General features: G+C 44.3%; 20 protein-coding genes. 11 read left to right on the top strand and 9 right to left on the bottom strand.

Annotation, left to right across the window (positions count from 1 at the left end):
- The first annotated feature begins 8 nt into the window (after positions 1–8).
- From APB76_RS07625 to APB76_RS07645, 5 genes are all read left to right on the top strand, one after another.
- Complete coding sequence (locus APB76_RS07625; protein ID WP_408058671.1) at positions 9–734, top strand: outer membrane lipoprotein-sorting protein; 726 nt, start codon at positions 9–11, stop codon at positions 732–734.
- The gene (locus tag APB76_RS07630) at positions 735–2,003 is read left to right on the top strand and encodes a hypothetical protein (RefSeq protein ID WP_054962117.1); all 1,269 of its coding nucleotides are present in this window, start codon (positions 735–737) and stop codon (positions 2,001–2,003) included.
- A complete protein-coding gene (locus APB76_RS07635) occupies positions 2,003–3,037 on the top strand; it encodes a sensor histidine kinase (protein ID WP_054962118.1) in 1,035 nt (344 codons plus the stop codon). Before APB76_RS07630 ends, APB76_RS07635 begins: the two co-directional genes overlap by 1 nt.
- 12 nt (positions 3,038–3,049) lie before the next feature.
- Complete coding sequence (locus APB76_RS07640; RefSeq protein ID WP_054962119.1) at positions 3,050–3,841, top strand: LytR/AlgR family response regulator transcription factor; 792 nt, start codon at positions 3,050–3,052, stop codon at positions 3,839–3,841.
- Between the two features lie 91 nt (positions 3,842–3,932).
- The gene (locus APB76_RS07645) at positions 3,933–4,544 is read left to right on the top strand and encodes a DsbA family protein (RefSeq protein WP_054962120.1); all 612 of its coding nucleotides are present in this window, start codon (positions 3,933–3,935) and stop codon (positions 4,542–4,544) included.
- 61 nt (positions 4,545–4,605) lie between these two features.
- Here APB76_RS07645 and APB76_RS07650 read toward each other — a convergent pair whose 3' ends face one another.
- Positions 4,606–6,237, bottom strand: a complete 1,632-nt coding sequence (locus APB76_RS07650; protein WP_054962121.1) for a glycoside hydrolase family 13 protein — start codon at positions 6,235–6,237, stop codon at positions 4,606–4,608.
- A gap of 145 nt (positions 6,238–6,382) precedes the next feature.
- Here APB76_RS07650 and APB76_RS07655 point away from each other — a divergent pair, with 145 nt between their 5' ends.
- Entirely contained in the window at positions 6,383–7,279 is an 897-nt protein-coding gene (locus APB76_RS07655; RefSeq protein ID WP_054962122.1) for a LysR family transcriptional regulator, read from the top strand.
- A 56-nt stretch (positions 7,280–7,335) separates the two neighbouring features.
- On the opposite strand, the gene malE is transcribed toward APB76_RS07655, so the two are convergent.
- The 3 genes from malE to APB76_RS07670 form a co-directional block, all read right to left on the bottom strand.
- Entirely contained in the window at positions 7,336–8,514 is a 1,179-nt protein-coding gene (gene malE, locus APB76_RS07660; protein ID WP_049845966.1) for a maltose/maltodextrin ABC transporter substrate-binding protein MalE, read from the bottom strand.
- Positions 8,515–8,705: 191 nt separating this feature from the next.
- Positions 8,706–10,556: a maltodextrin glucosidase gene (gene malZ / locus APB76_RS07665; protein ID WP_054962123.1), complete on the bottom strand. Its 1,851-nt coding sequence runs from the start codon at positions 10,554–10,556 to the stop codon at positions 8,706–8,708.
- Between the two features lies 1 nt (position 10,557).
- Complete coding sequence (locus APB76_RS07670) at positions 10,558–12,348, bottom strand: alpha-amylase family glycosyl hydrolase (protein WP_054962124.1); 1,791 nt, start codon at positions 12,346–12,348, stop codon at positions 10,558–10,560.
- Between the two features lie 266 nt (positions 12,349–12,614).
- On the opposite strand from APB76_RS07670, the gene APB76_RS07675 reads away from it, so the two are divergent.
- On the top strand, positions 12,615–14,048 hold the full coding sequence (locus APB76_RS07675) for a serine hydrolase domain-containing protein (RefSeq protein WP_054962125.1): 1,434 nt from the start codon (positions 12,615–12,617) through the stop codon (positions 14,046–14,048).
- A gap of 210 nt (positions 14,049–14,258) precedes the next feature.
- Positions 14,259–14,453, top strand: a complete 195-nt coding sequence (locus APB76_RS07680) for a hypothetical protein (protein ID WP_049845970.1) — start codon at positions 14,259–14,261, stop codon at positions 14,451–14,453.
- Between the two features lie 60 nt (positions 14,454–14,513).
- On the opposite strand, the gene APB76_RS07685 is transcribed toward APB76_RS07680, so the two are convergent.
- The 3 genes from APB76_RS07685 to APB76_RS07695 all read right to left on the bottom strand — a co-directional run bounded on the left by APB76_RS07685 (position 14,514) and on the right by APB76_RS07695 (position 17,461).
- Positions 14,514–15,482, bottom strand: coding sequence for an enolase C-terminal domain-like protein (locus tag APB76_RS07685; protein ID WP_054962126.1), 969 nt, complete (start codon positions 15,480–15,482; stop codon positions 14,514–14,516).
- Positions 15,483–15,493: 11 nt separating this feature from the next.
- A complete protein-coding gene (gene dgcN / locus APB76_RS07690) occupies positions 15,494–16,498 on the bottom strand; it encodes an N-acetyltransferase DgcN (protein WP_054962127.1) in 1,005 nt (334 codons plus the stop codon).
- 96 nt (positions 16,499–16,594) lie between these two features.
- Entirely contained in the window at positions 16,595–17,461 is an 867-nt protein-coding gene (locus tag APB76_RS07695) for a LysR family transcriptional regulator (RefSeq protein ID WP_054962128.1), read from the bottom strand.
- Positions 17,462–17,627: 166 nt separating this feature from the next.
- Between APB76_RS07695 and yegD the strand changes: the two genes are divergently transcribed.
- Positions 17,628–18,980, top strand: a complete 1,353-nt coding sequence (yegD, locus tag APB76_RS07700) for a molecular chaperone (protein WP_054962129.1) — start codon at positions 17,628–17,630, stop codon at positions 18,978–18,980.
- A 237-nt stretch (positions 18,981–19,217) separates the two neighbouring features.
- The gene (locus tag APB76_RS07705; protein WP_054962130.1) at positions 19,218–21,128 is read left to right on the top strand and encodes a methyl-accepting chemotaxis protein; all 1,911 of its coding nucleotides are present in this window, start codon (positions 19,218–19,220) and stop codon (positions 21,126–21,128) included.
- 59 nt (positions 21,129–21,187) lie between these two features.
- On the opposite strand, the gene APB76_RS07710 is transcribed toward APB76_RS07705, so the two are convergent.
- Complete coding sequence (locus APB76_RS07710) at positions 21,188–21,829, bottom strand: helix-turn-helix domain-containing protein (RefSeq protein ID WP_049845976.1); 642 nt, start codon at positions 21,827–21,829, stop codon at positions 21,188–21,190.
- A 342-nt stretch (positions 21,830–22,171) separates the two neighbouring features.
- Here APB76_RS07710 and APB76_RS07715 point away from each other — a divergent pair, with 342 nt between their 5' ends.
- Positions 22,172–23,083, top strand: coding sequence for a cation transporter (locus tag APB76_RS07715; protein ID WP_049845977.1), 912 nt, complete (start codon positions 22,172–22,174; stop codon positions 23,081–23,083).
- Positions 23,084–23,106: 23 nt separating this feature from the next.
- Here the strand turns inward: APB76_RS07715 and APB76_RS07720 are convergent, their stop codons facing one another.
- On the bottom strand, positions 23,107–24,312 hold the full coding sequence (locus tag APB76_RS07720) for an MFS transporter (RefSeq protein ID WP_049845978.1): 1,206 nt from the start codon (positions 24,310–24,312) through the stop codon (positions 23,107–23,109).
- Positions 24,313–24,389: the final 77 nt, after the last annotated feature.

Raw genomic sequence — 24,389 nt, forward strand, 5'->3', positions numbered from 1 at the left:
CTATTGGTATGTTGCTTGCCGCAGCGGCATCAACGGTGATGGCCAAAGATGTGGTGACTATGGTTAAAAATGCTGACCAATATCGCCTTGATACCGATGCAGCGAAAGTAGTCTCGTTGGTCAGTTTGTTTGAAAATGGCGAGCTAGATAAAACGCGTGAATACAATGTTTACACTCGCCCTAACCGAGAGTCTTTAGTCTTGTTTAAGTCACAGGTTGAAGCGGGGCAAAAGATGTTGATGTTGGGAGACAACTACTGGCTAGTGATGCCGAAAAGCCGCCGCCCGATTCGAATTACACCGATGCAAAAGTTGCTGGGTGAAGCCTCTGTAGGAGATATTTCAACGCTAACCTGGAGTGAAGATTACCACGCTACTTTTGTAAAACCTGAGCAGTTGGATGTAGATGGTGAATCGTTGCAAGTGAATCACTTACGCCTAAGAGCAACAACTAAGGGCGCCAGTTATTCCAAAATCGAATTGTGGCTAGATGAAAGTAATGATTTTCCGATCAAAGCTGACCTTTACCTGCGTTCAGGAAAATTGGCCAAACGAGCTTGGTTTACCCCAGGAGAGCGTGACGGTCAGCAGCGTGTTGTCGCTATGATCTTACTCGACCAAATTCAGCCTGCGAAAAAGACGGTGATTGAGTATCAAGAAATCGTGCCTTTTGAGCTTGAAGACAAGTACTACAATCCTGCCTATCTTACTCGTAATGCAGTATCGGAGTTGTAGATGAAACTGTGCTTTGCGTTAATCAGTTCAATGGTGCTTGCCACATCGGTAATCGCTGATGAAATCCGCTTTGATTGGGACTATACGCTAAGTGCCAACACAGCTGAACATCGTGATTCGGCGTTGCTAGGTTCTCCGGACGAAAAAAGCACCCAAATCGTCGATGCGCTTCTAGATTTACAACTAGAAGGGTATGGTTTTACTGGCCTGATTGCTGCTAAAGCAAACCAAATCTATAGCTCGGATTCATCTCAATCTTATGATGGTGAGCTGATAATCCAAGAACTATTTTGGCAAGGTGGTGTGGATTTGTTTAACACCCCAATAGATTTGACCTTAGGCAAAGTACGACTCGATTGGGGGGTAGGTTACGGCTATCGCCCACTTGATGTCTTTAAACCTTATCGAAGAAACCCAGTTGGGATTCAGGTGGAAGAAGGCACCGGTGTTGCGATGGCTTCGTACTTTGACATGTCAGGGGAATGGAGCCTTGTATACAGCGACTCTTCATGGACGCAGCAAAAGGGCAGCGAGCTAGAAGACGCGTCGGAGCAACAAGGTTTAGGCTTCCGGCGTTATGCTCTTTGGGGTAATAGTGAGTGGCAAATGCTTGCTTACTATGATGATGTTAGACAAGGTTTGCTCGGTGGTTCATTTGTTACGGTGCTCAATGATGCCTGGTCTGTTCACAGCTCCGTACTCTATCAGCGTAAGTACCATAGTTATGCACAAGGTGAAAGTAATATCCCTGTCAATTTGGTTGAGGAAAAGGATGGCTTTCAAGCGTTAGTTGGACTCAACTGGGCAAACGCAGTGGGTAATAACATCATCTTAGAGTATTGGTATGACAGTCGAAGTTGGAGTAAAGGGGAGTGGAATAATGCGTATGATCGCGCTGCTTCACTTTCTAACCATAATGAACTTAAGCCGCTGGCATCTTCTTATGCTCAGGGTTTAAACAATGCTAACCTCGTACAACACAACGTGATGTTCCACTGGTCTCTAGATTCTACAAGCTGGAGTCAGTGGGTATGGACGAACGAGATTCTATGGCTTGATAACCTGACCCCAACCTTTGATCTTTTATATTCGCCACAGGATCAGGGTATGATTGCTACCCAATGGTTAAATTATCGAGTCTACGATTCTGGCTCTGCGTCATTTTCTGTGGAACTTGCAGCCCGTTTTATGACAGGTGACAGTGAGTCTCTATATGCAAATTTATCTGATAAGCGTATGATTTTTCTTAATCTAAGAGGGAAATTCTAATGACCCAATCGACGACTGACACAGTAGGTGCTTTAAAAAGTTTTGGTTACACGAGCATCTTCTGTGCAGTGATTGCTGTGGTTACGAAAACAATCTGGCCGAGCGCGTATCTTGAACACCTCGTGATCAGTTTAGGTTTTGGTTATAGCTCGGTGGTAAGTTCTTTAGTTGTATACAGGTTTTGGCCGCAGCTATCAAAGCTAATCGTTACGGGGATAGCGATTACTTGTGCAATGGTAATTGGTACAGCCAATGCGTATTGGTGGTTAAACGACTATGAGACTTTCTCTGATCTCAGTCAGATGAAATCTGTTGTGATTCTTGGCTTTATATTTTCCGCGATCTGCTTTTTCTATTTTTATAATCACGAGCAGAAACTGATTGCTCAAAAGGAGTTAGAGACCGCTAAGCGTATTCAATCTGAGCAAGAGAAGGCCTTGGTGATGAGCCAACTACGCCACTTGCAAAGTCAGATCGAACCACACTTTTTGTTCAATACACTCGCCAATGTTAGTGCCTTGATTAGCCAAGATCCCAAGGCCGCTCAGCATATGTTAGAAAAACTAACGGATTTGCTTAGAGGGACGTTACAAAACAGCCGTCAAGAGACATCGACCCTAGGCGCAGAATTAGAATTAGTCGACGCCTACTTAGCCATTCAGACGATACGCTTGGGTGAGCGTTTGAGCTACACCATAAATAACTCGGTCAATGAAGAGGTCACTTTTGCCCCTTTGTTACTCCAGCCTTTAGTCGAAAATGCCATTCAGCATGGAATCGAACCCAAAGTTGATGGAGGTGAGATCTCTGTCGAAGTCTCGCACAAAGAACAACTTATGGTGATTGAAGTGGAAGATTCTGGTGTAGGGTTTGCGAATGCACCGAACAGTACTGGTCATGGGATTGGATTAGAAAATACCAAAGAGCGACTGAAAGCACTTTATGGCCCTCAAGCTAGTCTTACCATTAAGCAGTCGACATCGGGTGGTGTTCAGGCGGTGATCCAAGTGCCATTTGCTAGAGTCAGTTCTTAACAGGAAGGTTTCATGACGAATAAGGGATACAGCGCAGTAATTGCAGATGACGAGCCGCTATTGAGACATCATCTAAACAAAATGCTCGCCGACGTTTGGCCGCAACTTGAGATTGTTGGTCAAGCGAAAAACGGTCAAGAAGCTTTAGAGATGATCGAGCAATCAAAGCCCGATGTTGTTTTTCTAGATATAAAAATGCCTCAATTAGATGGTATGTCTGCTGCGAAAGCGTTAGGTAAAATGGGCAGCCTCACTCAAGTTGTGTTTATCACTGCGTATGATGAGTATGCACTGCAAGCATTTGAGGCTAACGCACTTGACTATCTATTAAAGCCTTTATCCGAGCAGAGACTAGAGCAGTGTATATCAAAGATAAAGCAGCGCCTTGAGAGTGCATCTGCACCTCACCAGCCAGATATGGCGACATTGCTTACTCAAATTCAGCAACTTGGAGATCAATCGATACCGAGTTATTTGAGCTGGCTACGAGCCAGTAAAGGGGAGGATATCCATCTTATCTCTATCTCGGATGTGCTCTACTTTAAGGCGGAAGATAAGTATGTTTCAGTATTTACCAAAGAAGAAGATAAAACTGTTGAATACCTATTGAGAACGTCATTAAAAGAGTTATTGCAACAACTTGATCCAAACAATTTTTGGCAGATACACAGATCAACCATTATCAATGTTTCGGCCGTCGAGAAAGTTAAAAAAGTCATTACCGGCAAAATGGTGGTTGTAATTGGTAACGCCAAACTGCCTGTCAGTCGAGCGATGCAAAGCCAGTTTACAAACCTTTGGTGATCTTGCTGTAAATTTGCTCACTGGAATTTAGTGCAATTTGATGGCAAGCGATTATGCTTAAAGCTATCAACAACACTCCGGAGCAAAGTGGATGGCCGAAAATAAACTCTACTACATTTATGATCCTATGTGTTCTTGGTGCTGGGGTTATAAGCCTGTGTGGCAGCAGATTTGCCAAATTTTAGAGGGCAAGATCGAAATTCAGTACGTAGTGGGCGGTCTAGCCCCAGACTCTGATCTGCCAATGCCAGCTGAAATGCAGCGACAAATAGTCTCGCATTGGCGAAAAATTGAAGACTTCCTTGGAACTCAGTTTAACTATGAGTTTTGGAACACTAACCTTCCTAGGCGTTCCACTTACCCTGCATGTCGAGCGGTATTGGCTGCGCGCAAACAGGGTGCGGAGAAACAGATGCTCAGTGCCATTCAATCGGCATATTATCTAGAAGCGCGAAACCCAAGTGACAGTGATGTACTGATAGATCTTGCCGACAGCATAGGTTTGGATATCGAGCGGTTTGAATCCGATTTCGGCTCGGTCACCTTAAATGAAGAGTTTATGCGCGAGTTAGATTTCGCACGCAGCATAGGTGGTAATAGCTTCCCCTCGCTGTTTGTCCAAACGGCTGAAGGCATCGTAGAACTTCAAGTTAATTATCAGTCAGCACAAACCACTATTAGCCAGATCGAACAGTTAATCTAAGTGATAAAGCAAAACAGTAACACCGGCGTATTGCTAGGTGTCACTGCTTGTAGACTCTTCACTAGAGCATTACAGCGAAAGACTCATAGGGCATCAGGACTAAGTCATGGCCAAATGAAGAAATTGACTGCCCGTTGCTGATAAGTGTAATAACGGATCGGTCTGCTAAATGCTCGGGTAGATCGAAGCTTTGCGGCTCAGCGCTGAAATTGTTGATTACAACTAAGTGTTCAGTGTCATTCTTACGTTCGTAGGCAAAGACTTGCGGGTGTTGTTCGAGCAATGGAATAAAATCGCCATACACGATCACTGGGTGAACTTTGCGCAGCGTAATCAGTTTCTTGTAGTGATAGAAGATGGACTCTTTATCAGCAAGAGCGGCAGCAACGTTTATCTCTGGGTAGTTAGGGTTAACCTCTATCCATGGGGCGCTGTTAGTGAAACCAGCATGGTTGTCATTATTCCATTGCATTGGGGTACGCGCGTTGTCACGTCCATTTTCATGGATGGCTGTCATCATATGTTCATGACTGACACCGGATTCGGTTTTCACTTTGTAGAAGTTGAGTGTTTCAATATCTTTATATTGTTCAATGGTTTCAAATGCAACGTTGGTCATGCCAATCTCTTCACCTTGATAGATGTAGGGCGTCCCTTTCATAAAGTGTAGGGTTGTTGCGAGCATTTTGGCTGATCGGACGCGGTAGTGTTTATCACAGCCATATTTTGATACGACACGTGGCAAATCATGGTTGTTCCAAAATAGCGAGTTCCACCCTTGGTTTTTCAACTCAACTTGCCACTTGGTCAGCACTTGCTTAAACGTATTTAAGTCGAGTGGAATAGGTTGCCATTTGTCGCCGTTTTGCCATGTGAGGGTGATGTGTTCAAATTGGAACACCATGGACAATTCTTGCCTTTCTGGATCACTATACAGTTTGGCAATGTCTGGTGTCGCTCCCCAGGTTTCGCCAACGGTAAGTAAGTCTTTGTTACCAAAGGTTGCTTGATTCATTTGTTTCAGCAGTGGGTGTAAACGTTCGCCATTGCCGGTGATCCCTTTATCGATTTCTTTTCCGATTAGGTCGATTACATCTAAACGAAATCCCCCGATGCCTTGGTCAATCCACCAGTTCATCATCTCGAACACTTTATTGTGCAGATTGGGATTTTCCCAGTTAAGATCGGGTTGGCGTTTTGAAAATAAGTGGAAAAAGTACTGCTGATTTTCTTCGTCCCATTGCCAAGCGCTGCCACCAAAGATCGAGTCAATAGTACTTGGAGGTGTACCATCTTCATTGGCATCGCGCCAGATGTAGAAATCACGATACTCACTGTTTGGATTGCGTTTGGCTTCTATAAACCAAGGATGCTCGTCGGAGGTGTGGTTCACCACTAAATCCATGACAATACGGATACCGCGCAGTTTGGCTTGTTCAATAAGCTGTCGCATATCATCCATGGTGCCGAATTCAGGTGCGATGTCCTGATAGTCGGAGATGTCATAACCGTTATCATCCATTGGTGATTGATAAACCGGAGAGAGCCAAATGACGTCTATACCTAGATTCTTTAGATAGTCGAGCTTACAGATGATGCCTTGTAGGTCACCAATCCCATCGTTGTTTGAATCACAAAAGCTGCGTGGGTAAATCTGATATACCACACTGTCATGCCACCAACGCTTTTCCATCTTATACGCCCTAATTGAAATGGTTAACGATCCAAACTATAGCGAATGAACGTGAGTAATAATAATTGATTGTTTGAATTGGGCTATAGAAAAAATCAATATCACGCGTTACGCTTCTAGCTAACGAAAACTTCCGCGTAATATTATGGACAAGCAGTATCGCTATTTTTACGAAGTGGCTCGTCAGGGCAGCATTAAAGCCGCATCTGATAAGCTATTTATCAGCCAGCCATCGCTCACTACCGCAATAAAAAAGCTTGAAGAACAACTTGGTACTGACTTGTTTGTTCGAAAGTCGAAGGGTGTGGAGCTTACCGAATATGGCTGGGTTTACTTTCGCTATGTTCAAGAAGTGCAAGAAAAGCACACCCAGATGATACACCAGCTCTCTGATATGAAGCTTAGAAGTGGTGGCAAGGTCAAGTTGGGTATCGGTGAGGCGTGGTGGGAGTGCTTTGGGGCAGATGCCGTACAGCAATTCACCAGACAGTTTCCGAATAGTTCGATGCACATTGAGTTCGGCAATGGTTTATCAATGCTACATCATTTGATTCACGATGAAATAGATTTGTTTGTTGGCCATGAAGTGATAGGGATTAACTCACGTCACCGTGTGCGATTTATTCCGCTCTTTCAAGAAAGTGAAGCTTGGTATGTGAGACCACAGCACCCTCTAAGGGCAAAAGCCAACATTGTCGAAAAAGCCACCGACTATCCATTAGTCAAGGTGACACCGGATCACGCTCGTCATGGTGATGTGCTGACAGAAGAAGGTGCAGAATTGTTTACGGTGGCTGCGCAAAACACCCAAGTTACCTACGAATTAGACTCACTTTCGGCCAGTATTGATGTGGTTAAAATGAGCAATGCCATTATGCCTTATACATCAAAGCTGGAAGAGTACTTTGTAAACCAAGGTCTAGCCTTACTGTGGCTAAATGAAGAGCAACTTGGCCAGGTAGGAATTTACACCAAAGTTGGGGATTTTACTCAGCCGACTCAAGCTTTGATCGATTTAATTGTAAAAAAAGCCGAGAGTTAAACTCTCGGCAAAAGGACTGAACAAGTCAAAATTAAAAAGTAGGTTGTTAAGATTCGCTATTTGACGATTTGCTTCGCCGCCGTATCAAGCGCTTGTTTAACGGTTTGTTTGCCTTGCATCGCATTGTCAATCGCTGCGCCTTCAGCGAACCAGTAAGCAGTCATTTGTGGAATGTTTGGCATGATCTCGCCATTTTCTGCGTTGGTCATGGTTGCTTTTATTCGCTCATCACTTTCAAGGATCTTTTGGAAGCTTTTCAGCGTTACAGCGCCAAGCGGTTTATCATCGTTCATTACTTTTAGAGCCTCATCGACAAACAAGTAGTTTTCCAAGAACTCTATAGCCAAGTCTTCATTTGGGCTGGCGGCATTAATGCCTGCACTCAGTACACCAACGAATGGATTCCCTTTACCTCCATTCAGGGTTGGCAGCTTAGCGACACCATAGTTGAGCCCCATTTTATCGAGGTTTCCCCAAGACCAAGGGCCGTTAATGGTCATGGCGACTTCCCCTTTACTAAATGCAGCCTCAGATACCGAGTAATCCATGTCCGGATTCACGACACCCTGATTGACCATGTCAACCAGAAACTGAAGCCCTTTAACGCCAGCTTGGTTATTAACGCCGGTTTTTTGTCCGTTATAGCCGCCTTCAATTTTCTCAAATGCGTAGGCACCTCCGGCTGAAATCATTGGCCAGGTAAAGTAGGCATTTTTCACATCCCACATGATTGCTTGCTTGCCTTGCGCTGCCATTTGTTTGTGAATACCTGCTAGCTCTTCCCATGTTCTTGGTGGTTCTGGCAATAAATCTTTGTTGTAAATGAGTGACGGTGTTTCTACCGCCATGGGATAACCCATGATCTTGCCATTGACAGTGACGGCATCCCAACTAAAGTCGACAAGCTTATCTTTAAATTCTTGGCTTGGGTTGAGTTCTTTTAATAGCCCAGCCTCTGCATAGCCGCCGAATCGGTCGTGCGCCCAGAAGATAACGTCTGGCCCCATACCTTTTGCAGCGACTTTTTCGAAACGTTCTTCTAATGACTCTGGATGTTGAACAATGACTTTCACCCCAGTATCTTGTTCAAACTGTTTACCGATCTTCGCTAAGCCTTCATAGCTCTTATCACCGTTTATCCAAATCGTAATTTCGCCTTCGGTCATCGCTGCAACAGGGCTAGATGCGAGTATAGCCAGAGTTAGAATAGAAAGAGGTTTTAGGTACTTGTTCATCACTATCAATCCATGTCATTAACTTTAGTGCCAAGTTATCCCTATTCTATCCAACGGGAAAATAGATAATCGAGAGTGGGCTATAGAAAAAAGCTATATCACAGATTAAAGGTGTGCTTGTGGTCAAATAAAGCGGCCCATTGTTTCCAATGTGCCGCTTGTGTGATTGTTAATAGTGTGAACTTAACTGGCTACCTATCCGCTGTTAGCAGTAGGCTAGAGCGAGGTGGGATAGACAGGTCTAACAATCCATTTGCAGCGTATGTCCTTTCTCCGCATAGCTCACCATGAAACTCGCAAGTGTGAATATCTGCCCGCCAGACAGGAAGCTTACGATGGACAGTTTTGTCGCTCAGGTTGAAAGCGCACAATAGGATGTCTTGGTCAAATGTTCGCGCAAAGACAAAGCACTCATCATCATGATGAATGGGGATGTAGTCACCCTTTTGTAGTGCAGGGTGAGCCTTTCGAATTGCAATCAACTGTTGAAACCAATCGAAGTACTGTGAGCTTTCCACTTGTTCCCATGGCATAGTGCGTCGATTGTCTGGGTCATGGCTGCCCATCATGCCAAGTTCGGTACCGTAATAGATACAAGGCGTACCTACGTAGCTAAACAACAAAACACAGGCGAGCTTAAACAAGCGAGGATCGTGTTTCACCAGTTCAAGAAAGCGTGCAGTGTCGTGGCTGTCTAGTTGATTAAGTTGGGCCAACTGGTTTTGCCACGGCAGCTTGGCGCGTGCTTCCGCCTGCCAATCAATAAACTCGTTAATGCTGATATCGATAGGGTCAAAAGCAATATCGAGTTTGGCTAATAGTGCTCTTAGCGGATGAGCAAAACCGTAATAGTTCATCGCGCCATCTTCCTGATCACCTTGTAGCCACTGGGTAGCTTCAAAGAAGTGTTCACCTAACACATAGCAATCTGGGTTAACTTGCTTGGCCGAATCTCGAAACGCTTTTACATAATGGGCGTTGTTTGCTGCACCTTCACCTTCACCAAGCATATGGATCACATCAAAGCGCCAAGCATCAATTTGGTAGGGTGGTTTCAGCCAGTGCTTGATAACAGCATCGTTGGTGGCATATATATAATCTTTCACTTGTTGGTTTTCAAAGTTGAGTACGGGTAATGAACGTATTCCCTTCCAGCCGACGTACTCTTGGCTATCACCGTTGAAGAAATAGTAATCACGGTATGGAGATAGAGGGGATTGATAGGCACCAAGAGAATCTTGTCGCCCTTGCAAGTTAAACCACGGGTGTTCGGTTGAGGTGTGGTTGAACACTGCATCAAGCATGATCTTCATTTCTCGTTTATGCAGTTGTTGGCAAAGGTGAGCAAAGTGCTCATTGCTGCCTAAATGAGGGTCAACCTCTAGGTAATTGGAAGTGTCGTATTTGTGATTACTTGGCGCAGTAAAAATCGGGTTAAGGTACAGTGCCGTTACTCCCAACTGTTGCAGATAGTCTAGTTTACTTTCTACGCCATACAAATCTCCGCCATAGAATTCACAGCCGCCGTTACCACCGCTTGTATCTACAGGCTCTCCCCATTGTTTGGTAACGACAGGTTTTCTCCCACCAGATACCAAATACTCGCTATCTTTAACGCTGATTTCTGGTCGTCCATTACAGAAACGGTCAGGGAATATTTGGTAGAAAACTTGTTCTTGCACCCAACTTGGAGGTTGATGCTCGGCGTTGTATTTAAAGTGTGTTTCTTTAGGTGCAACTCGCTTTGAAATGCCTTTGGCATCAAGCCAATATTGTCCATTTTCAGTTAACAGTTTAAACACATAGTGAGTGACATCTCGATCTCTGTTGAGTTGAAAGCTAGCTTGCCAGTAGTTTAAATGGGCACTGCTTTTGCTTAACGTCAGCTCAACCAGATACTCTTCATTGTCCGGCTCATGTCGCAGCATAACTTTGGTAAAGTTAACCGCTTTCTCTGTTGCTAAGGTGACGGTAAGTTTTTTGTCTTCTAACGTTAGCCAATCAGAAGACTGTCCGTGATAGATAAATGGAAGTGACTTCATCTTAATCCCTCAACTGATTGAGATTATCTAAACATAGAAAATGGGTCGCGAGTGGGGCAAGGTCGATTTCAAGCAGTGACTGTTCATTACTCACCTTTAATGAGTAGGTTTGATCATTAAGTTTATCAACCAATGGGTAAACCCCTATTTTCAATTGCCACAAGTCCACTAATTCTGTAGGAATAACTAGCTCGACCTGTTTAGACTGTTGGTCGCTAAAGTTAGTCACAATGATGATAGCTTGGTCGTCATTGGAGCGGGCAAAGGCATATAGCTTATCTTGCATTTCAGCAAAGTTAGCGAAATTGGCGGCATACAAGTCATGATAGTCACCACATAACGCAGGGGTGTTCAACGTTAGGTTAAGCAGCTTGCTGTAGAAGGTTCTCAGCTCAAGTTCTGATCTTGAAAGTTGCCCACCGTCAAAAAGACCATTGTTCATCCAGCGCTGGTGGGCAGGGACACCAATATAATCAAAAATTGAGGTTCGCGAAGGTTGGCCAAATCCTGCCATTTCTGCCCCCTCTTCTCCGACTTCTTGGCCAAAATAAATCATAGTTGGTGAGCTTGATAAACAAGCAGAGACGAGCATGGCAGGCTTGCCTTTTTCGCCGCTTCCAGCAAATTCTGGAGAAGCAACACGCTGTTCATCGTGGTTGTCGAGAAAGTGCAGCATTTGGTGCTCAATATCGCGTAGCTGATGCTGAATTCGGCCAATCTCTTTGGTTGAGCCTTTATCTTGGATGATGTCTTTCAAAGCATCATAAAGGTCGACTTTATCGTATAAGTAATCCATCTTGCCCAATTGTATGTAATCACGATACAGGTGCGGTTGGTAAACCTCCGCCATAATAAAGGCCTCTGGGTTAACGTGTTTAATTGAGGCGTTCATAAAGCTCCAGAACTCAACGGGAACCATTTCTGCCATATCGTAGCGGAAACCATCGACGCCTTGTTCCAACCAATAAATAGCGATATCGCGGAACTTAACCCAAGAGTCTGGGACCTCTTTATCTAACCAGAACTGGTAGTGCTCATTGGCGGACTTAAATCGATAATTTTCAGGTAGCGCTGCAAAGTCTTTGCTGCCATCGGGTCTTACCCCATAGTTGACTTTAACGGTTTCATACCAATCATCGTGATTGGGTTTGGCAAGACGCGAACCATTGCCTGTCCATTTTGCTGGGTATTCATCAAATGGGTTGAGTAAGTTAGGGTGTCGCTCTCCACCTAGTGGTGGTTGTTCAATTAAAGTATCTGGAAGTTCAAACGCTTGGTCTGGGATATAGTAAAAGTTGTTATCTTTAGCGTAGGTAAGGCTAGTGTCATCATTTGCACCGAAGTCACTCACACCATCTGGATTGTTCAGCCCTGTGTAAACGCGCGCAACATGGTTGGGTACAATATCAATGATTACCTTCATACCCGCGTCATGTGTTCGGGCAATTAGGTCGGCAAACTCTTGGTTACGATGGCTAGGATCATCGGCCAGGTCAGGGTTGACCGAGTAGTAATCTTTTACGGCGTAAGGTGAACCAGCTCGACCTTTTACAACGCTAGGGTGATCATTGCTAATGCCAAAATCACTGTAGTCACCAATCACAGCATGGTGAGGAACGCCAGTATACCAAATATGGGTGATGCCGAGCTTTCGGATCTCTTGCAATGCCTTTTCGGTGAAGTCGCTGAATTTCCCCACGCCGTTTTGCTCTATGGTTCCCCAAGGAGCATTGGTTTGATTAGTGTTGCCAAACAGTCGGGTGAAGACTTGGTAGATGTTTTGTTTATTCATTATGTAGGGTAGCCAATTGTTGTTTTGTCAAAGGCTAAAACAAGCTAAGAGGAGCGAACTCATCCCTTGTTAAACTATAGGGGGCGTAGAAAAGGAAAGTGTGATTTTAGTTAAACAATTTCTCCTGACCTACAAGATATTCATATTGATATCATGCATTGCATTGGCTGCGTTTATTGTATTGGCACTCGCATATACGAGTGGTAAATAACTTTAATAACAAATAGTTAATTACAATGGGGCATTCGCACACATCGGGAGTCAGAATGATGGTTACATTCAAACGAAATCGGTTTCTCAAGGTATTATCAATAGCAACTGGCGCTGCTCTGCTTTCCTCAAATTCCAGTGCAGAGTTGCTTACGGCGCACCACGGAATGTATGAAGCAGAAAATGCTGACGCACAGAATATGTTCTTCTACGAGCAAGAGGGCAAGCAGTATCTGTATAGCTCATGGGGAGTTGTGCCGATTGAGGTCAATGAAAAGGGTGAGTTCAAAGCTGTCGACCCGAATATTCCGCTCACTGGCTCCTTTTATCACAAAGATGATCAGCAGTATCAGTCGGGGCGCTTTCAATACAGCCAGTTTACTAGTTCGTTTGGCCGAGCAGACAAGAGTAGCATTGAGCCTGACGTAGCTCTGCTGTTTGATGATTATTGGTGGAATTCGTTGGCCGACGTCAACAACTGCGACTACAAAGAGTGGCAAGCAGACACACATACTCGCTACAATCGTGAAGTTATTGAGTCACTAATTGCTACGAGCAAAGACCCGAATTCTAAGTATGCGAATACCGACAGTTTGTTGATCGCTAAAGACGGCAAATTGGTGATCGAAGAGTATTTCGGTGGCTGGCGGGCTGAGTTTCCCCATACTATTCAATCGATCAGTAAAAGCTTAACTTCTTTAGCAACAGGTACAGCTATCAAGCAAAAGTTTATTGGCGGTTACCAAGCGAAAATTGCCGATCTAATACCGTCCTACAGCAAGCTTCTTCAAAACGAAAAATCACAGTTAACTTTACATCACTTCCTATCGATGGGAGCAGGACTGAATTGGGATGAATGGTCGATACCTTACGAAAACCCAAATAATGTGAGAGCCATCGAAATGGCAAGTCTTGATCCAGTTGAGTTTATCCTTGATCGCGATGTTGCCGTACAACCTGGTACTCAGTTTCAGTACAACGGTGGTTTAGTTACTGTGGTGGGCGACATTATTGCGAAGAAGAGTAGTACAAAGAACTTAGCGGACTACTGGCAATCTAGCCCAATTAATGCGCTTTGTTTCCAAAATGCCTATATGTCGATGCAAGCAGGTGGTGTAAGCAATGCAGCAGGTGGGGCTTATATGCGCCCTAGAGATATGTTAAAAGTTGGCCAGTTTGTTGCTCAAGATGGTGTCTGGCAACAAGAACGGATATTACCTGAAGGATGGATCGAGCGATCGACTGAGAAGTATCTAGATACCAACGATACAGATGTAAGTTATGGATATTACTGGTGGCTAAGTGATGCAGAGGTCAATGGGAAAACATATAGTGTCACTTATGGTTTGGGATATGGCGGTCAGATCGTCGCTGTGGTGAATGAACTAAACTTGGTTGTTGCGCGAACTGCTTGGCAAATGGCGGGGCCAACACCTTACCAAGAAATGATGCAAGACTATATTATTCCCGCATTCACTTCAGTTAAATAAGTCAGTAATGGTGGTGTAAAGTTGGGAAAAGCTCACAAAAACGCGAATTTTGTGGGCTTTAGTTTTTCACAAACTATTCTCGCTTCGTCTTTAATATCAGGGTTTAACGTTTTCTTAAGTTGTATTTTTTGGTACGAAAGTTAACTTTGACACTTGAGCTGTGTTTCCTAAGCTTAACTTGAGTAAAACGTCACAGGAAAGGAGAACACAATGGCGAAGATTCAACAGGACATCCCTAATCGCGTCACCGTATATCATGATGATATCGACCAGGAAAAAGCATTAAAGAATGCGATGCTGCCCGAAAAACCAAGATACTTTAATGGCTCCCCGACTTATGAAGCTTCAAGTATCGACGAATTCAAAACCAAGCTGAGCCAAATCGGCATGTCACTAGACGTATAACGAAAATCAGCACAATCTAGGCAGCCTGTAGCTGGCTGTCTTTGGTGTTTTTGAGAAAGGCTAAACCAAACACAACTTTCCATCGTTATAACGTAATCCATTCTTGACATCTTGGCCGAGTAGAACTGGACCATCTAAGTCGACAATTTCAGCTCGAGTGGCGATCGGTAATGCCGCTTTCATAGCCAGTGATGTGCCTAACATGCATCCGACCATGATGCCAAAGCCTAAATCTCGAGCCTGGTCTTCTAGGGTGAAGGCTTGAGTGAGACCACCAGTTTTATCTAGTTTGATATTGACCATTTCATAGCAGCCTTTCAACATAGGCAGATCATCGATAGTGTGGCAACTCTCGTCGGCGCAAAGCGGGATTGGGTGTTCAATACCATGCAGTAATTCATCGCAGCCAGCAGGAACAGGCTGTTCGATCATAGCAATATTGTATTGCGCAAGGCGGTAAAACAGCGGCTCTAGATCCACATTTTGCCACGCTTCATTAGCGTCGAGAACGATTTTACAGTGAGGTGCTGCTTGTCTTACCGCCGCAACTCTTTTCTCTATGTCTATATCGTCGAGTTTGACTTTGAGTAAGGTGGCACCTTGCTGAGCATATTCCACTGCTTGCCTGCTCATAGCCTCTGCATTACCCACCGAAACTGTCATCGCAGTTTCTATCTCTGACTTAACGTCAAAGTAAGGTGCAGGGAATGTTTGATTTTCCATATCACTGATTAGCGCCCACAAGGCGCAATCTAGAGCATTACGTGCCGCACCTGCGGGGAAGAGCTGTAAGCGCTGCTTAGCTTGTATGGGGGTGAAGTTTTTAAGTGCGACTTGCCATATTTTAATTTGCTCTAGCACAGATGCTACGCTTTCGTGGTAGCGAGAATAAGGAGTGCATTCGCCTAGACCTTGCCATTGGCCCAAACGGATCGTCACTCTAACAACGTCGCAGTGAGTCCGAGTACCTCTTGAAATAATAAAGGGAGTCGCCAATTTTAGAGAATGGGGTTGCGCTTCAATGTGCATGTTTATCACCTCTAAAGCGCTGTAATATGTAATGCAATCGACTCTATACCAAAGCGTACTGGATCGGTCACAGGGACATTGTATTGTTCTTGCCAGTCAGCGCACAGTGCTTGTGCATCTTCTTCGCTAATTGCTGACGTATTTAAACTGATGCCAGCAAGTTGCACTTTTGGGTTGGTCAATTTGGCTGCTGATAAATTGGCGGACAGCGTGTCTTCGATTGAAGGAACTGGGCAATGAGGCAAGTGGCGAATATGTGGCCGTCCGATTTCATGACACAGTACAAGCGCATCTGCCTGAGCGCCGTGAAGCAACCCCAAACTGACTCCGGCAAAAGAGGGATTAAATAGCGACCCTTGGCCTTCAATAATGTCCCACTTATGGTCGGTAAACTCAGGGCTAATTTCTTCAACTGCTCCAGAGATAAAATCTGCAACTACCGCATCGACTGAAATGCCTGAGCCTTCAATAAAAATTCCGGTTTGCCCCGTAGCTTTAAAGCGAGCATCGACAGATTGTTTCTTGAGGGCGCTTTCAAGTGCGAGAGCAGTGAACATTTTGCCTACAGAGCAATCGGTACCGACGGTTAAGACGCGTTTGCCTTGGCGCTTTCTGCCATTACCAACGCTGAGTGTACCATCGAAGTGGCGTACATCGTGAAGTGTGCATATACCTTGCTTTTGAAATGAGTTTAGCTGTGGAATTTCGCTTAGTCGGCTGTGCATCCCTGACGCAATTTCAAACCCCATCTCTGCAGCTTGAATCAAAGTGGGCTTCCAATTTTCTGGAATAACTCCTCCAGCGTTTGCAGTACCAATGACTAAGGTTTTTACGCCATGCGCCTTTGCCTGCTTCAGTGTTAAGTTGGGTAATTCTAGTGAAACCGTGTCTTCTGTGAGCCTCAATTGTCCTTTGCATGTTTCTGGCCGCCACAAAGCAATGCCACGTGCTGTTTTGGCCGAAACCGGGTCTGTCACATCGCCGAGAAATAGCAGGTAAGGTTGAGCAATAGACATACGTATCCTTGTTATGAGTTATTTATAGTAACAAGAATCTACCTGCCGCTTATCTTGGGTGCGAATGCTTATCTGTTTAGGTGGTATAACGTTAAGTTATAGCTTTGAGTGAAGTTGTTCAACAAACCATTTAGCGGCAATGGAAAGTGGATAATGTTCCGCATGGAGTAAAGAGACAGAGACTTCGATTGAGGGGGCTAATCTCGCGCTTTGCACTCGATTTAAGTAGTGCTGCTGTGTCCAAGGGTCGACAATAGCGTAGCAGTTGCCTTGTGCAACAAGTTCCGCTGCGGCGCTGTAGCTCCTTACTGTTATCCTAGGATGATAGTTTGGTTCGACGGAGTGAATGGCCTGATGGAGCTGCAGACCGAGTGGGTCTCTTGGATCTAGGCCGATTAATGGCTGGTCGCCATTTAATAGTTCGCAAAGGCTATAGACCTCTTTGTCAGAAGAACCTTGTGGCGCTAAGACGGCCATTTCTTTGCTTAGCAATTTACTTTGTACAATCGTAGGTGGTGCTTCATCACCAAAACTTATAGCTAAGTCGAGTTCATTTTTGAGCAAGGCCTCGCACAACTCATTGCGATTACCCGTAGAAATCTCGACGGTGTAGTCTGTTTCTCTGCTGATTCTATCAATGATAGGGGCGAGCAGTATTGTCGCAAGAATTGGGGGGGCACCGATCGTGAGATGCTTCTCGCCCGCTTTGATTTTATTGGTCAAGTTTCTAAACTGACCGAGCTGCTGATAAACCTTTTCTGCTTCAGGAAGGAGTAAGTTAGCTTCGCGTGTAGGTCGTAATCGCCCCTTAATACGTTCAAATAATGCAAAGCCTAATTGTTGTTCGGTGTGAGCCAGTACTCGCGTCACGTTGGGTTGAGATACGTAAAGGTGTTTTGCCGCACCAGAGACGGTGCCTGTCTTCATTACAGCGTAAAATACTTCAAGTTGCCTTAAGTTCACCAATGAGGACCTCACGTTCAAACGATTCTCTAATCACTTTAAAATAAATTGCGGATTTAAAAAAGAATTCTTGTACGCTATTGACCTACCAACCTGTGTACGTTTTACTACGCGGCTCGCCAAATTTGGGCAAAAGATTTCGAAACAGTGAAAAGGTGCAGCCACTATGTCTATTGGATTTGATTACGGAACCGCGAACTGCTCAGTTGCCACGCTAGTTGATGGACAAGTAAAACTGATCCCCTTGGTGGAAGAAGACTTCTATATTCCTTCAACCCTGTGTGCTCCGACATCAGAGGTGGTGTCCGAATATCTGTATAGAAGTTTAGGTATCAAGCCATCGGACGTTGTGGGCGAAAACATGTTAAGGCGTGCGATTAAGCTCAACGCAGAAGAAGGGTTAGATGTACGCAGTGATGACGTAAAGTTTGGTCACGAGGCATTAAGTCTTTATCTAGAAGATCCGCAAGATGTCTACTACGTTAAATCGCCCAAGTCATTTCTTGGAGCGATGGGGCTGCGAGATATGCAGTTGTCGTTCTTTGAAGACCTTGTTTGTGCCATGATGGCAAATATTAGGCAACGTACAGAGCGAGCACTAGAACAAGATGTGACGCAAACTGTGATTGGTCGTCCGGTTAATTTTCTTGGTCGAGGCGGTGAAGAGTCCAACATTCAAGCCGAAGGGATATTACGCCGAGCAGCGAAACGTGCAGGATTTAAAGATGTTGAGTTTCAATTCGAACCCGTTGCTGCGGGGTTAGATTACGAAGCGTCTTTAGAAGAGGATAAAAATGTACTCGTAGTCGATATTGGTGGTGGTACGACGGACTGTTCATTTTTGCGAATGGGACCTACATGGGCGGGTAAGCAAGACCGTCGCGAATCCTTGTTGGCACACTCTGGGCAAATGGTCGGTGGCAACGATCTCGATATTTTTACCGCGTTTAAGCAGTTCATGACTCAATTTGGTATGGGTACCCAAAACCTATCCGGTTTAGAAGTTCCGACGACTCAGTTTTGGAATCCGATTGCGATTAATGATGTCCAAGCTCAGCGCAAATTTTATGGCCACGAAAATAGAAAGCAGCTTCAACTTTTGATGAAAGACGCCAAACAACCAGAAAAATTACGTCGATTGTTTGAAATATATCAGGGTACGCTTGGTTATGCGGTTATTAGAGAGGCGGAGCAGACTAAAATTGCTCTAGGAAAGGATGACAGCTATCAAGCGCAAATCCAACTGATAAGCGAGCGAGTCTCTATTCCGGTGTTAAAATCAGATATGGGAGAGGCAATTGCAGTTCCGACTGAAAAAATCAAAGCCTTGGTGAAAGAAGCAATAAACCAAAGTGGTATTGAGCCAGATGTTGTGTATATGACGGGAGGCTCTGCGCGTTCCCCAATATTAAGGGGGGTGGTGAGCTCTCTATTACCGAGCACAGCAATTGTCAGCGGTAATTTCTTTGGCTCCGTCACCGCGGGTCTAGCTCGTTGGTCAGACACGATTTATTCGTAAACTATCTATTCGCAATTTCCCCTGTCCCACTTTTGGGACGCTTTAAAGCTAAATCACATTTTACTGATTGATATCAATCACATTAATGATGCGTATATCATTAATGTGATTATTACCTTTCAAATCTGGATTTTTATCATATAACAGCCACAATTTAATTATAATTTTAATAATTGGTTAACGTTGGTGTGTTGTAAGTCGCCTTATAAATTATTGACAAAAAAAGGATTGTTTGTGATGAGGAATTTAGGGTTTAGAAAATTACTTCTTATCTCCATCATTGCTTTGGTTGTTTTTTCTGTCTCTGTTTCTAGCTATGTTGCCTACATTGAACAGAAAGAGACGTTGGTAGAATTGATCACCACTAGTAATCAAGAGTATGTAGAAGGCCAAGCAGAGCAGATTGCGAACAAACTCAATGAGAAGGTCGCCGGTCTAGATAAGCTTGGTAAACAGTTTGACAGTGAACCTATTACAGGTACGGAACAAGATTTTATTAAATTGACCCACCTGATCGCAGGAGGGATGAATCTGAATAGTTCGGTTGTTGGGTTTACCAATGGCGATGCCTATTGGAATCAAACCGCCAAGACTTGGCCAAATCATAAATATGATGGTGATGTTACAACGCGAAGTTGGTATCAGCTTGGTAGGCAAAGTTCGTCGGCGGGTATGACTGAACCATACTTAGACAGTGACGGTGACACCTATTGGGTATCTATTGTTCGTAAAACATATAGCGGCATGATTTCTGCCGATATGCAGCTCGGTTTCCTCAATGAAATAGTGAAGAACGCCAATGAGATACCTGGCGCAATTGCGATGATCATTAACCATGATAAAACTATTCTTGCCTCATCATTTGAGCAAGTAAAAGCAGGTGAGAAATCGGATAAGTATCCTTGGCTAAGTGATGTATCTAAGCAAGCGATGGGCAGCAAAGATATCGTGTTTGATGGAATGATGGGGGATAAAACTAAGCTGTATTTTTCTCATCAAATCACTATTGCTGGTAAGAACTGGTACTTCGTTGTTGGTTTAGAAAAAGACGTAGTATTTGCAGATTTAGCCTCAGCGAAACAAACCTCGATTGTGACCGCATTAGTAGCCACAGTGATAAGTGTTATTCTTGCGCTTGTTATTATGAACGTGCTGTATCGGCCGATTCTGGCTTTAAAAGAAACTATTGCTGGACTGAGTCAGGGGAATGGCGACTTAACCCAACGCATCGAAGTGACAACGAATGATGATTTAGGCCAAATCTCGCAAGGCGTGAACGACTTCATAGCAAGTCTACAAGCGATGCTGTTAGAGATACGAGAGGTTACAGACCACTTGAACGAAAATGTTGATCGAATGAAAGATCAGAGTCAGCGGAACAGTGAGATTCTACAAAACCATGTTCAAGAGACAGAACAAGTTGTAACGGCCATCGAAGAGATGAACTCAACGGCTGAATCTATGGCAACAGATGCGGCAAATACGGCTCAGCTAACCCACAAAGCGAATGAAGCAAGCTCAGAGTCGAAGAAGACCATTAGCCATGCGCAGAACAATGTTCAAGAGCTTGTCGATGACGTAAGTAGTGCTTCTGAGAATGTAAATAGCATGGCGTCGGCCACTGATGGTATCAATACAATCCTAGGTGTCATTGGCGATATTGCTGAACAAACCAACCTGTTGGCTTTGAATGCGGCGATTGAGGCGGCGCGCGCGGGAGAACAAGGGCGTGGTTTTGCCGTGGTTGCAGACGAAGTGCGTAACTTGGCAAGTCGAACCAAGACAAGTACAGAAGAAATTGAAGCAGCCCTTGCGAGCTTATTGCGTGGCAGCCAGTCCGTGGTTAGTTCAATGGACTCGACCAAGCAGAAATGTGCGCAGACAGCAGATGGTGCGGGAGAGGTTGCAGAAAGTTTGGATGTTATGACTCAATTTGTCACGGATATTAATGATCTGAGTACACAGATTGCGACTGCGGCTGAAGAGCAAAGTAGTGTGACACAAGAGCTCAGCCGTAATATGTCCGCTATCAACGAAATAGTAGGGGAGTTGGATACGAATGCGCAGCAAGCCCTTGAAGAAGCAGTAAATATCTCGGATATGAATCAATCGCTTACCGGAATTGTGGGGCGCTTTAAGCTGGATTAGTGAGAGAACAAAAAAGAGGCACAAAAAAGTGCCTCTTTTTATTTATCTGAAAGCGTTATTTAACGTCTTGCCCATACACCCCAGCGTACAATACCAATCACTTCGATTTCATCTTCATCAATGGTATTGATCGGGTTGCGATCTGTGTCTTCACCGTACCAAACATGGACTTTGTCGGCGATTTTCACCAAAGTGAAAAAATCTGGGGTTGGGTTTTTACCAATGCGAGCGAGAACAATATCATCATTAGCCCATTCTTTATCTTTGGTGATTAGTGCGTAGCAGCTCCACGTTCTTGAGACGGCCCCCGTTACTGGGTAAACCACACCAAAGCAATCTGCGTACTCTTTCTCTACAGGCATAGTATCGACGGGAACTGCATCACCTGATGTTAGGTGTTGATGCACGTCTGTACGCTTGTAGATATTAATGGTTGCAGCTTCTGAATCAGATAACAGATTAATGGTCTCTTTGTCCGTTGATTTATCGCCAATACCAAAGCACAACCAGTGTGGTTCTACGCCAAGGAAGCGAGCGATATCAGAAAGCTCTTCTAAGCTTGGGTAGGTCCGATTGCTTGATTTAGAGAGGTAACGGCCTATGGTTGCTTTACCTTTGCCGATACCTTGAGCCAGTGACGCGTTGTTTTCTCCACGCTCTTTCAGTAAAGCAATGATTCTGTCTTGATAATTATCTTGCATTGATGGAAACCTTAACGGGTAAGTGTTCTACTCAAATATGAAACTAAAAGAAAATATATGCTCTTTTTGAAAGCCACGCAAGTCGCAAGTTCTCAAAACTAATTGGGATGTTTCTGATTTGACTGAGAACTCATAAGTGTTCTGTATTTATTTCAAAAATGATTATCGGTGCAGCTAACATACTTTAGAGATGTTGATGCGAGCTTGGTCAAACGACATCGCATTGTATGGCTAGTGATGTCGAGGTTGCCTGCTTTTTCAATCGATTGCTTAGAGCCTTACACCACTTTACAATGTTCTCCCTAAATCTTGTCGATTGGCAGGGAAATATAGGAAAAGCGGATGAAAGATAAAATTGCGGTGACAGAAAAGCGTGCTTTAGTGTTGGGGATTATCGCTAACTTAATAATGGCATTTTCTGGTTGGGCGGCATATAACTTGTCTGGTTCTGAAGCCTTACTCCTTGACGGTAATATGTCGTTCATTCTGTTTATTACTGCGATTGTTGCGCTTAAGATCACCCAAATTAAATCACTACGCAATGAGACATACCCATTCGGTCTTTATGTCACCGAAGCTTTATATAGCTTCATGAAAGGTTTGTTACTCTTGGGGGTTGTGATATCTGCCATAGTCAGCAACGGTTCGAAGATTATTGGCTATATCAACGGGGCTACATTGCCAATCATTAAAACGGGTGTGATCGTTTACTATGCCATAGCTATGGTTACTATTTGTTGGGGACTATCCGCGTTTTATTATTTCCAAAACAAGAAGATCGCCAATAGCAGCTCTATGCTAAAAGTGGATCAAAAGTCGTCGTTGATAGACGGTGTACTTTCTGCTTCAACAGGCGCTGTTTTGGTTGTTATTGGCTATGTGGAGGCTGGCAGCAAATTTGATTTCCTGCTTTATATTGGTGATGCCTTATTAGTATTGACTCTTGCGCTGCTGATGATTGGTCAACCGATAGGCATTATACGCGAGGCCTTTGTAGAGCTAGCTGGAGGCAAACTGCAAAATGAACAACAGCATCAAGATATCTCTGATTTGGTTACGGAACACTTTGCTAAGCAGGAAATAGAAAGACTCAATATTAGTAAAACCGGATCGAGTTATTTGGTCGTAATTGGTGTGTCGTTGCAGCAGCTTCAACAACAAGACAAAGCTGTCTGGCATGAACAAAAAGCCCTACTGACCAAAGTGCTAGTCAGCAAATATCCCTTTGTCGATGTTGAGGTGGTCGTTGTTTAACGACCACTCGACCAAGGGAAAGCTTAAGAAGCCAGCAATGGCTTTAATTCGTTTCTTTGGCTTAGTCTAATCATCACGCCGACGGCGACAAACATAACGGCAGCAGCTAGCATAAACCCAAATTGAGTGGCGTTATTGTGAGCCAAGGCCGCGATGACAACATAGCTGATGCTTTGCACCGATGTTGAGAACATTGCCAGCCCTCCATCCACTCGACCACGTTGATTGACCTCAACGGTATGATGCATCCAATTGGTACGTGCGATGCGATTTAATGCGTTAAAGAAGCCAAAAAACAGAGTAAATAGTAATATATAGCTTGGGTGCTGAGAGAAACTCATTCCAATTAGGCTGAATGCTACCACCGCCATAGAGTACTGCATTGTTGTTTGGTGTGAGGTCAATGACAGCAATTTGCTAAGTAGCACGCCTGTGAGCAGTGAGCCTAAGCCAAAGGTGATGTTGTATCCTGCATACCAATCACCTGAAACCCCGTTCTCCGCAAACCAAATCGGAACCAACTTGCCTAAAAAGGTCAGTATCGGATAGGAAAGGCAAGAAAGCATAATGAAGGCGTAAAAGTGAGGTTCTCTTGCGAAAATGCTTTTGCTCTCTTTCATCTGTTCAATAAAGGGCACGTTGTGAGTACTACGTAACTTTCTTCGGTAGGGTGTCACCATATAGCTAAGCGCGGCGATGCCAGAGGCGCTAGCCGCAAAAGCAGCAAACTCCAACATTCCCCACTCTTGAAGTAATATGACTCCCAATGCGCCTGCACCGAGCGTCGTGCCTTGCATCACGATCTCTTGCTTGCCTGAGATAGAGGCGTATTCGTGCAGATCGTAGTTTTCTTGAGTAAACGCATTATTGGTTGTCCAAGCTAAATTGCTCGTTACCCAGAAGACAAGTTGTGCTGCGGCAAGTAACCAATGTGACCCATCATGCAACCAGTACGCAACGAAAACAGTTATAGCCGTAGTTGACTGAATTAATTGGACCAAAACCAAGAGTGACTTGCGCGAATGTCTGTCGATCAAAGTAGAGAAAAAAGGGGTTAAGACAAACGAGGTTGCGGTGCAGGCGAGTGCGATAAGGGCGACGAAGGTGCCCATGTTGTCCGACTCAAGCATGATCCAAGGCAGAGCCATCATAAACAAGCCTGACGAAATGCCATCAAAAAATCGCCCGGAAAGATAAGGCAAGGTTCTGCTATTTGCGAGTAGGTTCATTGAATTTTCCTTATGTATATTCACCAACTTGGGTTACTCTAAAACCTCAAGCTAACTTGAGGTAAAGAACTTTATTC

The organism is Vibrio bivalvicida, from assembly GCF_001399455.2.
Taxonomy (GTDB): domain Bacteria; phylum Pseudomonadota; class Gammaproteobacteria; order Enterobacterales; family Vibrionaceae; genus Vibrio; species Vibrio bivalvicida.